The following is a 14956-nucleotide window of genomic DNA, read 5'->3' on the forward strand; positions in this document are numbered from 1 at the left end:
CTATACTACAAATTCTGTTTTTGCTGTTTATAAAATGCATCGGCTTGAAGTTGCAAAACCTCTCGTGCTGTTTTTCTTTTGTACTGATATAGTTCATCATCGGCGGCTAAATCTTCATAGACTTTATCGTTAATCATGGCATCGGTTGCCAATTGTTGCTTGCGCTGATATTCTTTTTGTTCCACCCAATTTTTAACGGTGCTTTCTACATCTTCCAGCTTGATGTCGTATTCGCCTTTGGGTGCCAAAAGCTTGGATATAATTGGTGCCGTTTCTATGGCCAAAAACAATAGAAAAATAAAAAATGAAGGCAGCCACGGCAATTTATCCAATGCATTGACACGTGCCATGAGCCCATCGAAACCATCAATGGTTGGTTGGGTGTTTTCTACTTTTTTTAAATACCCCTCTTGCAACGAGGCAATTTCGGCTTCCTTAACTGCTATTTTGTTATTGTTTTTATCCCTCAATTCATCGAGTTCTGCAAGGGCTGTATCGTGTTTTTCCCTTTTTTCTTTATAAACAGGGCCCTTCCCAATTTTTAAGGTACCTTCCCTGCCTTCGGCTTCGGCTATATAAGTATTGTATAAACTGTTTACTTCGTTTTCTTTTTGGGATATTTCATTCTTCAAACCATTAATTTCGGTTGAAAGTTCCTCCATTTGTGGCGTGTACTGAAGCGCCAATTGCTCCTTGTTATCGAGCGTCATTTGGTTTTTTTCTTCCAATAACACCTGGTCAATCTCCTTTTGGAATATTTTCAACTCAAGTGGTTTTGCAATTACAACAGCAATGATAATGGCTAGAACAATTCTTGGTAAAGCCTGCAATAGCTCGCTTTTAAAATCGTCTTTCTTTTTAATGGTTGAAACAATAAAACGGTCCAGGTTAAAAATAAGTAGCCCCCAAACCAAACCAAAGAAAATGGACGTCCATATAGAATCGAAAACCGTATACAATGCATACGATGCTGCAATGGTTGCCATTACGGCCGTAAAAAATACGGTACCTCCAATTCCGGCCTGTTTTATCTGTTCGGCTTTGGAACATTGTTCAAGAATATCGGTATCGGCGCCCGAACACATCCAGAAAAATTTTTTCATCATAACATAATTAGGTTTAAGATTGATACTCCATATAACGCCTAAACTATAAAAATGTTACATTTTTTATCATAATTAATCTTTTACAGCTTTGATTTCCAGCGTTTTCAATTTATTCCACAGATCGGGTTCGTCCAATATAACCGTTTTCGTATTCAATAAATAGCGTTCTCTTTTTCCTTCAAAGGCTTTTTGCAATTCTTGCTCTAAATCCATTATCGTCCCTAATTCTAAATCTTCATCTGCATAAACCCTATAGACAACCCCATTATATTTAAAAGCAGGTTGTTGTCTTACATAATTGCGGGTATAGGCTTGAACTTCGTTCAAGTTTAAAACATTATCCTTGATCTTTATTTTACCTTCATAATTAATAATGACATTTATATATAATACAGACGGATGTTTTGTTGTTGACTGTGCCAATGCTCCATTACAAGCTATTATTAAAAAGAGCACATATAAGATTCTATATGTAATTTTCATGATTTTTTATGGTATAATTAGTCAATAGCCATAGTGCAATCAAATACTATTCCATAAAAAACCGAGGCATTTGCCCCGGTTTTATCGTAAAAACAATGTTTATATTTAAAACTTACTTGTTATGCTCCAATAGATAATTAGTAATGAGCGTATACAAATGCCGTGATGTGTTCTGCCCTTCGTAAATACCATGCGAACGGTTGGGGTATACCATTAAATCAAACTGTTTGTTCTGCCGTATCAATTCATTTATTAAATATTCGGTGTTTTGGTAATGTACATTATCGTCTCCAGTGCCATGGACTACCAATAAATTCCCTTCCAAGTTTTTTGCATAAGTTACGGGCGATCCTTCTATAAAGTCTTCCTTATTCTCTTGCGGCAACCCCATATACCTTTCTTGATAAACATTATCGTAAAACAACTGGTTGGCAACCGCAGCAACGGCAATACCGGTTTTATAAACTTCCGGATATCTAAACATTAAATTCAATGTCATGGAGCCGCCACCGCTCCAGCCCCATACCGATATGCGGCCTGTATCTACAAAATTCCATTTTAAAACTTCTTTTGCGGCCAATGCTTGGTCTTTGGTGTTTACAACCCCTACTTTTCTGTAAATCGACTTACGCCAATTACTGCCCTTTAAAGAAGGCGTTCCACGGTTGTCCATTTTTATTACCACAAAACCCTGTTGTGCCAAAAACATATCGTACAAACCAATCCAGCTATCGGTTGCCACTTGCCCCCAAGGCTCGCCATATACATTAAACACTACGGGGTATTTTTTAGACGCATCAAAATTGGCAGGCTTTGTTATACGTCCGTCAATTTCAATTCCTTCGGAAGTGGTTACCGTAAAAAATTCGGTGACGGGCATTTCCAAATTGCCCAGTTTTTGTTTTAGCCGCTCATTAGACACCAAGGTTATAATGGTGTTATGGTTTGGCAGGCTAATCAAGCGCGTGGTCCTTGGTGTATTAACATCTGTATGATTATGAATGGCATATTTGCCATTTGGGGCAATATTATAAGTGTTAATCCCACTGAACAATTCGGGAGTCAACCTTTTTAAAGTCCCTTTTCCGCTTAACGGAACACTATACAAATACCGTTGCGTAGGATTGTCGGGCGAGGCACTAAAAAACAACTCTTTGTTTGAAACCCCATAAAACGATGCCACATCGTACTCGCCAGGCGTCAATACTACTTTCTCTCCGGTTTTAACATCAACTTTATAAACATGCCGCCATCCGTCGGTTTCTGTCATGCGCAAAAAGGCAGTGTTGTTATCGGTAAGCAACAATGTATTTCCGCCCCACTGGTTGGACGATACATCTGGATACCCAATATCCACCCATGTGTCTTCTGTTTCCGTATAGATTTTTTTGACCGAATTTGTAGACGGACGGTAGGTGTAGATATTTAGTTGGTTCTGTTTTCTGTTTATTTGCTGAATCAACAATAAATCGTTATTTACCCATTGCATTCCGGGAAGGTAATGTTGCACCGAATCTCCCGGAATGGCTATCCAGTCTATTTTTTTAGAGGAAGTATTTACCACCGCCACTTTAGCACTCGATGGATCTTGCCCTACTTTTGGATATTGAACAGGAATTGGCTTTGAGTAAATGGAATCGGTATTGTTAATCATGTAAAAAGTCCCGATTTTTGATGCATCCAACTGCCAAAAGGCAATGTGTTTTGCATCGGGGCTCCATGAGAAACCGTCGCGCATACCAAATTCTTCTTCATACACCCAATCAAATGTACCATTAATAATATCTTTGGTACCATCGGTAGTAAATTGTGTAATTTCTCCGGTATTAAAATCTTCTTTGTAAATATTAAAATCGTGTACATAGGCAACGTACTTATTATCGTTTGAAAATTTGGCGAACATAAGCGACGATGACGGAAATTTCTTCCCTATTTGTTGCAACTTTTGGGCATCAAAATCGTATACCCAATAATCGCCTTTTGTATTAGACCTCCATACCCTACTGGAATTTGTAAATATCAATACTTTACTCTCGTCTTCAGAAAGGGTGAAATCTTCAATAGACAACGCTTTTGATGTTCCTGTAGAAGTTAATGCTTCCGCAGCAACAAACACCTCTTTTTTATTGTTTTTACTGATATATTTTATCAATTGGTCTTCTCCTTCATCGTTTTTTTCAATAGTTACAAAGGCATCGCCCCCAGATATCCACGAAATGGGCCGTTGGTAATCCCCCCGGTATTCCGAAGAATTATAAATAGCATCCAATGTAAGCTTTTCCTGTGCCTGCGCTATGGTACAAACCGTTAGGAAAAAGTATAAAAGCCAGTTTATTTTTTTCATTTTTATCTAGTAAGTTTATTAAATAGCATTTTTGAGTGCTTCAACGTCATCGACGGTTTTTGCCAATGGGTTGCCCAATAACTTGCTACCGTTTTTGGTTATTAAAAAATCTTCTTCGATACGGATGCCGCCAAAATCCTTAAATTTTTCAACGGCAGCATAATTCACAAAATCGGCATATTTATTTTGGGCTTTCCAGGCATCAATTAAAAACGGATTGAAATATATACCGGGCTCTACCGTAATTACAATGCCTTCTTGCAGTTCTTTTCCCAACCGCAGCGACTTTAAGCCAAATACCGTACTTTTTTTCAAGCTATCGGTATAGCCTACATAGGGTTCGCCAAGGTTTTCCATATCGTGCACGTCAAGGCCCATCATATGCCCCAGACCGCATTGAAAAAACAAGGTATGTGCCCCGGCATGTACGGCTTCGTCTGTATTTCCCTTCATGAGCCCCATTCCTTTTAATCCTTCTACCAATTTGGATGCCGCCAATAAATGCACATCCTTAAAGCGAACGCCCGGCTCTAATGTTTCTATGGCCGAGTTGTGCGCATACAGCACGATGTTGTATACTTCTTTTTGCAGGTCGGTAAAACGCGCTGCCGAGGGGAATGTGCGCGTCATGTCGCCCGCATAGCCCATGCTGGTTTCTGCACCGCAATCGCACAATACCAAATTGCCGTTTTTAATTTTATTTTCGGTGGCATGGTTGTGCAAATACTGCCCGTTGGTTGTAAGGATGATGGGAAACGAAATGTTCCCGCCACCACCAATGGCTATGGCCTGTAAATCGCCTGCAATTTCCTTTTCGGTTTTACCGGCCACGGCATTTTGCATGGCATAGGTATGCATGGCAGCGGTTGTATTTACCGCTTTATGGATCTGCTCTACTTCAATGGCCTCTTTTATTTCACGCTGGGCCACCACGGCCTTGATAAAGGGAACCGAGCATTTTTTTTCTACTTCGGAAACCGGGATATTCAAGAATTGGCTTACCTGAATAACTGTTGCAGGGCGGTATGGCGGCAAATAATGAACGGCTTCCCGTTGTTGGGCCTTCTTGACATATGAAGCCAACTCCTTTAACGGTCTTACCGTTTTTATGCCAGCCTTTGCGGCCAATTCTTCCAATGGTGTTACGGCACCGATCCAAACTATTTCTTCGGGTGTCGGGTTGTTGCCAAAAAGGATTTCTTCATCGTTTTCAACATCAATTACAAAATAAACATCGGGAATATTAATGCCCGTGTAGTATAAAAAAGTACTGTCCTGGCGGAAGGGGTACCAATTGTCCTTGCAGTTCATTCCACTTTCCCCGTTTCCGGGAAAAAGCAAGACCCCTTTTTTTAAATTGGACTTTAATGTTGCCCTTCTGGCTATATAAACTTCTTGTGAAAACATAGATTTATGGTTTATGGGAATAAAATCTTTCAAATTTGACAATAATACGGGGGTTTCGCAACAATTTAAGGTGTTAAGGTTAATTTAGTATCATTTCCGGTTAATATTTGTAGTTTTATAAGAAGCTAAGGGAAATAATTTATTGAATATTGTGGTAATGAGCACTGCTCTGGCTTTCCCATGCACTGCTCTGGCTTTTTTGCCAGTAAACTGGCAAATCCCCATTGCTGTACTAATCCACGAAATAAGAACTGATTTATATTTTTTCGTAAACGGATCGCTTTTTATGTCTCGGCAATATTACATATGCACACTCCTGCAAGATTGAAAAAACCTTGCAGGCCATAAGGGTAGTTTTTGTTTTTTCAGAATACTTTACCTGCTCAACTCGGTAAAGTATTTATAAAAATATGGTATGGTCTCAATGCCTTTTAAATAATTCCATATGCCGTAATGCTCGTTGGGCGAGTGTATGGCATCGCTATTGAGGCCAAAGCCCATTAATATAGTCTTGCTTTTCAATTCCTTTTCAAACAGAGAAACAATAGGGATACTCCCACCGCTACGTTGCGGGATGGGCGTTTTGCCAAAGGTTTCCTCGTATGCCCTGCTTGCCGCCTGGTACCCTGTGCTGTCTATAGGCGTGACATATGGATGCCCGCCGTGGTGGGGTTTTACAATAACTTTTACCCCTGCCGGTGCCAAGCTTTCAAAATATGCCTGAAACAGATCGGTTATTTCCCGCCAATCTTGGTGCGGTACCAACCGCATGGATATTTTGGCCGATGCCTTGCTGGCAATTACCGTTTTGGCGCCTTCGCCAATATAACCGCCCCATATTCCATTTACATCCAGTGTCGGGCGGATGCTGCTACGCTCGTTGGTGGTATAGTCTTTTTCGCCATACACATCGTTTATGGCCAATGCTTTTTTATAATCTTCCAACGAGAAAGGTGCCTTTTCCATTTCGGCGCGCTCTTCTACGGAAAGTTCATCTACTTTATCGTAAAAACCGGGAATGGTAATATGGTTGTTTTCGTCGTGCAATGTGGCTATCATTTTATTGAGCACGTTAATGGGGTTGGCCACCGCACCACCGTACAAGCCGCTGTGTAAATCGCGGTTGGGGCCTATTACTTCTACTTCAACATAACTTAAGCCACGCAAGCCTGTGGTAATGGACGGGACGTCTTTGGCTATCATTCCGGTATCGGAAATCAGGATGACATCGTTGGACAGCTTTTCCCGGCTGTTGATAATAAACCATTCCAAGCTTTCGGACCCCACTTCTTCTTCTCCTTCAATCATAAATTTCACGTTACAGGGAAGGTTTCCTGTTTGCGTCATGTATTCCAAGGCTTTTACATGCATGTACATTTGTCCTTTGTCGTCGCAGGCACCTCGTGCAAAAATAGCTCCTTCGGGGTGCAGTTCGGTTTCCTTTATTATTGGTTCAAAAGGAGGCGATTCCCATAAATCTATGGGATCTGGTGGCTGTACATCATAATGGCCGTATACCAAAACCGTGGGAAGTGTTTTATCTATTATCTTTTCTCCATAGACAATTGGATATCCGGGAGTTTCGCAAATCTCGACATGATCGCAACCTGCCCTTTCCAGTGCATTTTTAACGGCATCGGCAGTATTAAGGACGTCTTGGGAGAAAGCTGGGTCGGCACTAACCGATGGCATTTTTAATAATTCTATAAGTTCTGATATGAATCGATCCCTGTGCGTATCGATATACGACTTTATATTTTCCATGAAGTATTTTGTTGTAAAATCAAATGTACAAAAAAAGAAGTTTTTTTGATTATAAAGTTTGAATATTCAAAAATTGAATTATATTTGCACCCACAAATTCGTCGCGGGTATAATACGTGCCCTTTGTGGTTCGGGCGGGGAATTGACAGACAGATTGGACTTAGTAATTAAGCCAAAAAGTTCTTATTAATATATAAATGCGGGTGTGGTGGAATTGGTAGACACGCTAGACTTAGGATTTAACCAAATAAAAAGTGTTAATTTGCACTTTATGCGGGTGTGGTGGAATTGGTAGACACGTCAGACTTAGGATCTGATGCCGCAAGGTGTGGGGGTTCGAGTCCCTTCACCCGCACTTAAAGCCGAAGAGAAATCTTCGGCTTTTTTATTTCAAAAACACACTGAAAAAAGACACGGGTACAACATAGGTACAACATTTGACCTATTTTCAAGATAAACTTTGATTTAGTGTCATATACTTTCATTTGATATTAACCACTATGTCAATCAATATAAATTCATAGAATTTAGGTTATCTCGACTCTTGTTTTTCGATTGGGGGTTTATTATCATACAATATTCCCGAAAGTTAAACTCGTAAAATACTTCCATCAAAAGACTACGGCATAAAGCCATCGCTTCCGCCCTTACTCATTTATATACTCTATTAAAAACCAAATTTTTTAAAAGAATTGAGCCCTATTATTTTCCCAAAATTTCCATGGTTATATAGAACTGTAGATTATTTGACTTGATATGGAGTTTGTTAAAATCATCAATTACAGCAACTAGTACCGGATTGAATGGGCGGGCAAGCCACGGAGCCATATGAACAAAAAACGCAACAATCACCCTGTTTTGGTTTTAATACTTTATTGCAATTCTCACAGTCGTAGAAGAATTGGCAGGAAGTTGTTGGCATTTCCTCCTCTTTTTGGTGACCACAGTGTGGACAGGCAACAGTGGATTTTAGAATCACTTCCATTAGTCTACGATTTTGTAACCTGTTTTTGCAATGGCGGATGCTATTTCATCAGGTGTTACCTTACCCTTATCATACTTTATAAAAGCACTGGATGTTTCGTAGTTCGCATCCACTTCCAAAATACCGTTCAATTGATTGACTTCGTGCTCGATATGGGCTTCGCAACCCGCACACGTCATTCCCTGAATGGAATAGTTCAATTCACCTACATTGCTTTCGGATACGTAAACGACCTGTTTCTCGATATTTGAATTGGGATAAAACAAATGTGAGTAATAGGGAAATGCCAACATAATACCCGCAAAAATGGTCACCAAAAACAGAAATGTTTTTGATTGGATGAATTTAGGCTTGTCATCCCCGCAGACACAATCAATATCTTGTGGGAGTGATTTTATTTTTTGGTACCAGGCAAAACCTAGGGTCAAAAGGGTGAGGCCTATTAAAACTGGCCTGTAAGGCTCTATCCAGGAAAAAGTGGAGGCAACACCTGTGACACCTGAAAACAATGCCAATACAGGTGTAATACAGCATAGAGAAGCCACAATCGCCGAGAAAAGGCCAGCAAAAGCACCTTGATTGGAGGTTATCGTCTTTTTCATTTTACGCAATTTTTCTTTTAGATTGAACATTACTTAAAATAGCGGCAAAAAAAGTTTCATTCTTCTTTGATATGTGATAGAAAATGGTCTGACCCTGCCTGCGGGCACCAATGATTTTAGCATCCTTCATTTTACGTAAATGTTGTGAAACGGCGGGAACACTCATTTCCAAAATATCTGCAAAGTCGCAGGGGCATAACTCAATCTCCTTTTGCAACAGGAACAATATTTTAAAGCGAACTTCATTGCCTGCAAGTGCCATCAATCTGCTTACATCCTCTATGGAATCAGCTGTTCTGTTCAAATCTTCTTTACAACGAAGAATTTGTTGATGGTCTGCCTCTGCTCTGGTACAGCTGATTTCAAGTTTCATGGGACGAATTTTAAGCTAAGATATAATTATTTAAGCAAATACTTAAATAAGTTTGAAATAATTCTGTTAGTTGTCCTTAAACGACAAGTATGGTCTGGCTATATTTCTAGGGTCCATGCAAATATGGTTGATATCGTATGGTTTCCTATTTTGGACCACTCCATAAACGGTTCTTAAAATTTTATTGGACACATTGTTCATTATCAGGAAATAAGGTTTTCCCTCAAGTTTTTTACGTTGTGCATACAGACTATACTCCTTATTGTGCGCCACGGCAGTCTTGGCGGCTAGGAACAACAATGATTTTAGTTTTTTGTCGGCTAGATGACTGGTCTTGGACTTCATGGACGTTTTTCCGGAGGAATTTGGATATGGGCATACCCCGGCAAAGGCCGCAGCCTTTTTGGCCGTTGTAATACGTTTGAAGTTTTCAGTTTTGATGATCAGATTGTTTGCGATTACCGGGCCAATGCCTTTGATACTTGTAATAAGCTTGTAGTTATCCTTTAAATCGGAATCGCTCTGAACGATTTTTTCGATTTCCTTTTCGATGGACCCAATTTCAATTTCCACATTCATAATGGCTCTCTGATAGCTTCTATGAGCCACAATACTCTGTGAAGGACCATGCTTTCTTGTTTTCATTCCCAATAAAAGGGATGTTCTGTTCTTTGACAACTGTTCCCGCAAACTATAAAGTTCCTTGAGCTCTTTGACCGACTCGGGCTTTGGCTCTGTTAAGTGTAATTCTTCAGTGAACCTCTCACCGTATTTCCTGATACGATATGCATCCTTCGAATCACTCTTTCCCCGTTGCAACCCCAAGCTATGCTTAATGTTATAGCCGGAGACCAATGCTATTTTGACTTGGAACTGGTAACAGAGATGAACTAACAGGTCTCCATAAGTTCCCGTATGTTCAGCTACCAGGATACAGTTATCTTCAACTTGTTTCAAAAAGCTGCAGATACCCTTAAAGTCATTTTTTACAATCCTTTTTTTCTCCTCACCTGTAATAACATAGCTTACGTCAAATTTCTCTTTGGACAGGTCGATTCCATATATTTTCATAATAAGTGTTTTTGATGTTCCTTTTGAGCGGCTTAAATCGTTAGTGGGTTATGCCCGTAATACTCTCTGGCTTAGGCTCAAATAACTTACCGTACTTAATATAAATAGTAGATTTCCTCTATTCCGTTTCTAAAGCTATTGCAGTAAGTGGAACTATTAATTTCAAGATAGAACTGTATCTGTTCTAACAATATTATTTCTATCGGCTAAGTAACGATTCCGTTTCCTTTTGAGCTGTGATTTTAGCTTCCGTTTGGGTGATGCTCAAATATTGTTTAACTAAAATTTCAACATTATGAAACAAGCAACAAAAGCGAAGATTTCGGTCAAAGAAGCCGAGGCACATTATCAATCAAGTAAAGAAAATTATAGGATTGAAGGTGCCGAAAGTCATCTGGCTTACTACAGAGAGAAGCATCCAGAGTATTACGCTGTGCTCTCACAAAATGTTCAACCTTAAATTCAAAAGCTACGTATTTACAAGATTTGCAACAAGATGAGATTTTCGTTTCAAACGAAATGAAATCCTTAAAAAGCCTGACCCAGATGGAATCCCGTCGCGGACTTGAAAATGCCATCATCTCAAATGGCAAAATCGTCAACGTGGTATCGAAAAGCTACGGCCACATTCCAAACCAATTGTTCTTCAAGAAGGCAGAGGAAATGTTGACTGATGCCGGACTCAACTACCCCAAACGCACCATCAACAAAAATGACAGGTCGTTCATAACCGACTTTATAATCGATGACAAAAGCCAATTTACGGTCAAGAATGATAAGGACTTGATACTGCCAATGCTACGGTTCAAGAACTCGTATGATGGAAGTGAAAAGACCTCTGGCCACTTCGGATTCTACAGAAAAGTATGTTCCAATGGTCTTCACGTTTCACAGGCCGAAATCGAATTTTCAATAAAGCACAGCAGGAACAATACAAACCTTATAATGCCAAGGTTGAATAATCTGTTCGATAAATTCTTGGACAACGAGTTCTACACTATCACAAGGAAATTCGACAAGATGAAGGAATTTAAAATCATCGATACCAAAGAGTTCGTGAAAGCCATTCTTTACAGAACAAAGTTGTTCCGTTATGAATGTAGCGATAAGAACAGCGACCCATCAAAGAAGTCGAGAGAGGTTTTAGAAATCCTCAATTACGAAGCCCTTTTACTTGATGAAGAACCAAATCTATGGTTAGGTTACAATGCCTTTAATTCAGTATTGCACAATGTCTTGAAAAAGAGTTTTGGCCAGCAGGAACGATTGGATAAAAAGTTGTTCGATGAAGTGTATGCCCTGACATAGATTTAAAAGGTTTGTCCAGTACCTTAAACTGGATTTTTTTAGTTTTTGGGCTTTGACAGTTTAAAATATTCGCTTTCATTATCTAATAGGGCTTTTATAATGTCAAAATTCTCTTGCGTGGGATTTAAGTCTTGATACTTCCCAATTATATTACTTCTTCTATATACAATAAATGTATTGCTGGCATTCTGATTTATTTCATTAAGATAAACATCTGATGCTTTGTCCGAAAATGAGGGAACAAAGGTTAATGCAATCTTCTTGAGCTTAAGTTCCTTCCCCAAATTTTCTAAAAAATTGATGCGCTCTTCTTTATCAAAGTTTTTGCTGTTTCCATAAACGAAATACGATTTTAGGTATTCATTTCTTTTAATGCTTTCACTATCTAAAAAAACGAGCCACTTTTTAATGGCTTCCCAATCTGGATTATTACCAACAAAAAACAATATACCGTGATACCACCCATACTTACAGATAGGACAGGTTTTTGTTCCTTTGTCCTGACCGAAGGCGTGATATGGCGTAAAAGAACTGACGTGTTCGCCCACCTGCTTTCCTGAATTGGTTTTACGTTTACTTTGTTTTGGATAATCGGGAACGTTCAATCCCAGAATAATAGTACGCTCACCGATTTTCAGAGAATCTTTTTCTACAAATCGTATAACGCCGGACCCACCTCGATTTTCCAAGGCATTTCTCTTTTTCGTGGTCAACATAGGGTCGTTGTCAAAAACAAAATCATCAATGTAATAAGGCGTTTCTATGTCAGGTTCTTTTACATTAAGATGGATGTGAGCTGGTTCATCCCTGCTGGGATAGGTGCCAGGTTTTACTGTGTAAATGGAATAGGCGCCTTCGGTGTTTGTCTTGACCCAGCCTCTAATGTGACCGTGGGTTTGACCCAATTTGTTTTTAGGCATATTCCGCGGTTCATCTTGCTTGGTGCTGTAAACGCCCCTTGCATCTGTTTGGTAGTAATAAAGAATAACATTTGCAGCTGGTGTTCTACCGTCGGATTCATACACCGTTCCAGTCAATAGTATTTGTTCACCATCATTGTTCCAGGCAGGGCTAATGTCTTCCTCGGAAAGTTCAGAGGGCATCTTGTAATAGAAGGGAGGCGATTTATCGAAATCCTGACTCAAAGTTCCTCTTTCTTTTGTGACTGATTTATTTTGGCCCTCACATCCAGATAACGTAATCGAGAATAGAGAGATAAAAAGGAGATGCGATAATGTCTTCATAGATGGTTTTTAAACCCGAAAATAGGAGATTAAAAACACTCGTGCATAATTGAAAATGATGAAATAACCTGAGTGGTGTTCTTAACCATCTTAGTGGAGAAGTTGTTTCCAGCTGTTTCTGTAATGTCTGCTCAATCTAACTGTATTTCCATCAGAAAGTAACGCATCATAATCACCATTTTGTCGAGAAGAAATCTCTTCAACGTGTTCTATATTGATGATGACTGAGCGATGTACTCGAATAAAATTATCTGGATGAAGCAATTGTTCAAAAGCCTTTAGGCTACGGTCATCAAAGTAGGTTGTATCATCCGTAAAGATTATGGAATGCGGTTTGTTGGTTGTGATATGGCTAATTGTACTTGTTTTAACTTGAACGGTTTTCGTTCCCGTCTTCACCTGTATTCTATCTGGATATTTTAATGTTTTGTGAGTACTTTTTACGCTGTATGTTACCGCTTTTTCAATTAAGGGAACAGTAGCGTAAATAACCATCAGAAAAAAGAACTGGTTGGACAAATAGGCGTTGAAAATGGTACCAAAGCGATGAGCTGGCGTAAACACAAGGTTGCTAATGGCAATGAAGAATAATGTAGAAACCGTTATTTGGGCAAGACTCAAAACTATGCTCGACGTGAGCACCGCTAATATTTTAGGAAGTGTAACTTGAATTTTCAGTTTTCTGTAGGCATAAACTTCTAACCAAATAATAGCAATGGCAAAAACCCAAAGGGTGTTATACAGTAGCGATTCAGAAATATAAAATCCAGTATCATATAACCTGCTGAACAAATAATCTTGGAAAATGGCAAAGACAATTAGCAAGCAGAGCGCTATTACCCAAACCTTTTGTGATTTGATGAAGTTAACCGGGTAATATGTGCTTATAGATGGTCTCAAATTCTTGTAATCTATCAAAGTGTATTGATGTCACAAGATAATGAAATTAAGACTACATATTTTTTGGCGAGACTGCAACATCTTTTTTACAACCCACTCAGCATATTCTCCTACATTCCACGGTTTCCTGCTGAAAAATCAGGAAACCACTACACTTCGGGAAAAAAGCTTCACTACAAATATCTTGGACACAATCCCCAATTTTAACTTTCCATTCCGCTCGCCCTAACCGCAAAGGCTGGGAAGGAACGCTTCTTTTCCAAGCTAAAATTTGGGATTAAGACCGCTTTAAAAGGTACTCAAAAGTTATTTTAATTACTGTACTGTACAATAATTGAATAACACTATTAATGTTATGAATATAACAAGTTGTGGGCAATTTAAGACCTGCCTAAAACATCAATCCTTCCGACTTAATTTTAACTTCCAAAGAAAAAGTTTGACAAAATATTTGCGTAGTTAAATGGCTTCATATATATTTGTAGTCAAATGACTTCATAATGAAATTAAGAAGAGACATATTTCAAGCTATTTCCGACCCAACAAGACGAGCGATATTAGTATTGCTAACCTCACAAGCTATGACAGCGGGAGCAATTGCAGAAAACTTTGATGCAGCGAGACCTACCATTTCAAAACACATCCAAATTTTGAACGAATGCGACCTATTAGAAGCAAACCAACAAGGGCGAGAAATCTACTATGAACTGAAAATCGAAAAAATGAAAGAAATCGATAAATGGTTGGAACAGTTCAGAAAAATTTGGGAAAACCGTTTTGGCCAACTTGACAATTTATTATCAACACTTAAAAACAAGAAAAAATGAAATCGAAGATTCACGAATACCGCAGCCTAAAAATAAAAAGCCATGAGTAAAAATAATCTGTTATTCGACTTTACGGTCGACAAAAAAACCAGTACCGTTTTCGTAAACCGAGCATTTGATGCAGAACAACCAATGGTTTGGGATGCTTTTACCAAGCAGGAAATTCTTGACCAATGGTGGGCACCACAACCTTGGAAATCAAGAACAAAGTATATGAACTTTGAAGAAGGTGGACGGAGATTTTATGCAATGGTTGGACCCGAAGGCGAGGAACACTGGTCCATTCAGGACTTTACTTCAATTTCGCCCAAGGACAACTTCCAATTCAAGGATGCTTTTGCAGACAAGGACGAAAACATTAACGAGCAAATGCCTTCTGCCAACTGGAACTTGGATTTTGATGAAGTTGATGGAATTACAACAGTAAAGATTTCTATCAAACACGCAAAACTTGAAGACCTTGAAACGCACATACAAATGGGCTTCAAAGAAGGGTTTACAGTAACATTAAACCATTTAGCAGAACTTTTAAAATCATAAAG

Annotated in this window: 15 protein-coding genes and 1 tRNA gene; 5 read left to right on the forward strand and 11 right to left on the reverse strand. The window is 39.1% G+C overall.

The window, feature by feature from the left end; genetic code table 11:
* Nucleotides 1-5: 5 nt before the first annotated feature.
* From UXI14_RS04065 to UXI14_RS04085, 5 genes are all read right to left on the reverse strand, one after another.
* Complete coding sequence (locus tag UXI14_RS04065) at nt 6-1106, reverse strand: DUF4407 domain-containing protein (protein WP_335964974.1); 1101 nt, start codon at nt 1104-1106, stop codon at nt 6-8.
* A 72-nt stretch (nt 1107-1178) separates the two neighbouring features.
* Entirely contained in the window at nt 1179-1589 is a 411-nt protein-coding gene (locus tag UXI14_RS04070) for a hypothetical protein (protein WP_335964975.1), read from the reverse strand.
* A 112-nt stretch (nt 1590-1701) separates the two neighbouring features.
* A complete protein-coding gene (locus UXI14_RS04075; protein ID WP_335964976.1) occupies nt 1702-3933 on the reverse strand; it encodes a DPP IV N-terminal domain-containing protein in 2232 nt (743 codons plus the stop codon).
* Between the two features lie 18 nt (nt 3934-3951).
* Nucleotides 3952-5340 (reverse strand): aminopeptidase P family protein, encoded by a 1389-nt coding sequence (locus UXI14_RS04080; RefSeq protein ID WP_335964977.1) that lies wholly within the window; start codon nt 5338-5340, stop codon nt 3952-3954.
* A gap of 375 nt (nt 5341-5715) precedes the next feature.
* On the reverse strand, nt 5716-7104 hold the full coding sequence (locus tag UXI14_RS04085) for a dipeptidase (RefSeq protein WP_335964978.1): 1389 nt from the start codon (nt 7102-7104) through the stop codon (nt 5716-5718).
* Nucleotides 7105-7377: 273 nt separating this feature from the next.
* Between UXI14_RS04085 and UXI14_RS04090 the strand changes: the two genes are divergently transcribed.
* A tRNA-Leu gene (locus UXI14_RS04090) sits at nt 7378-7459 on the forward strand.
* 420 nt (nt 7460-7879) lie between these two features.
* Here UXI14_RS04090 and UXI14_RS04095 read toward each other — a convergent pair.
* From UXI14_RS04095 to UXI14_RS04110, 4 genes are all read right to left on the reverse strand, one after another.
* Nucleotides 7880-8089 (reverse strand): GDCCVxC domain-containing (seleno)protein, encoded by a 210-nt coding sequence (locus tag UXI14_RS04095; protein ID WP_335964979.1) that lies wholly within the window; start codon nt 8087-8089, stop codon nt 7880-7882.
* Nucleotides 8089-8691 (reverse strand): mercuric transport protein MerTP, encoded by a 603-nt coding sequence (merTP, locus tag UXI14_RS04100; protein WP_335964980.1) that lies wholly within the window; start codon nt 8689-8691, stop codon nt 8089-8091. Before merTP ends, UXI14_RS04095 begins: the two co-directional genes overlap by 1 nt.
* Nucleotide 8692: 1 nt before the next feature.
* Nucleotides 8693-9064, reverse strand: coding sequence for a metalloregulator ArsR/SmtB family transcription factor (locus UXI14_RS04105; protein ID WP_335964981.1), 372 nt, complete (start codon nt 9062-9064; stop codon nt 8693-8695).
* Nucleotides 9065-9130: 66 nt separating this feature from the next.
* Nucleotides 9131-10135, reverse strand: coding sequence for an IS110 family transposase (locus UXI14_RS04110; protein WP_094998160.1), 1005 nt, complete (start codon nt 10133-10135; stop codon nt 9131-9133).
* Nucleotides 10136-10430: 295 nt separating this feature from the next.
* On the opposite strand from UXI14_RS04110, the gene UXI14_RS04115 reads away from it, so the two are divergent.
* Entirely contained in the window at nt 10431-10595 is a 165-nt protein-coding gene (locus tag UXI14_RS04115; RefSeq protein ID WP_335964982.1) for a hypothetical protein, read from the forward strand.
* 59 nt (nt 10596-10654) lie between these two features.
* The gene (locus tag UXI14_RS04120; RefSeq protein ID WP_335964983.1) at nt 10655-11443 is read left to right on the forward strand and encodes a DUF932 domain-containing protein; all 789 of its coding nucleotides are present in this window, start codon (nt 10655-10657) and stop codon (nt 11441-11443) included.
* 38 nt (nt 11444-11481) lie between these two features.
* Here UXI14_RS04120 and UXI14_RS04125 read toward each other — a convergent pair whose 3' ends face one another.
* Both UXI14_RS04125 and UXI14_RS04130 read right to left on the reverse strand, forming a co-directional pair.
* Nucleotides 11482-12687 (reverse strand): intradiol ring-cleavage dioxygenase, encoded by a 1206-nt coding sequence (locus UXI14_RS04125; protein ID WP_335964985.1) that lies wholly within the window; start codon nt 12685-12687, stop codon nt 11482-11484.
* 90 nt (nt 12688-12777) lie between these two features.
* Complete coding sequence (locus tag UXI14_RS04130) at nt 12778-13587, reverse strand: LytTR family DNA-binding domain-containing protein (RefSeq protein ID WP_335964986.1); 810 nt, start codon at nt 13585-13587, stop codon at nt 12778-12780.
* A gap of 500 nt (nt 13588-14087) precedes the next feature.
* Here UXI14_RS04130 and UXI14_RS04135 point away from each other — a divergent pair, with 500 nt between their 5' ends.
* Nucleotides 14088-14414, forward strand: coding sequence for a metalloregulator ArsR/SmtB family transcription factor (locus UXI14_RS04135; protein WP_335964987.1), 327 nt, complete (start codon nt 14088-14090; stop codon nt 14412-14414).
* 42 nt (nt 14415-14456) lie between these two features.
* The gene (locus UXI14_RS04140; protein WP_335964988.1) at nt 14457-14954 is read left to right on the forward strand and encodes an SRPBCC domain-containing protein; all 498 of its coding nucleotides are present in this window, start codon (nt 14457-14459) and stop codon (nt 14952-14954) included.
* The last annotated feature ends 2 nt before the right edge of the window (nt 14955-14956 follow it).

The sequence above is a fragment of the Galbibacter sp. PAP.153 genome (assembly GCF_037029175.1).
GTDB lineage: Bacteria > Bacteroidota > Bacteroidia > Flavobacteriales > Flavobacteriaceae > Galbibacter > Galbibacter pacificus.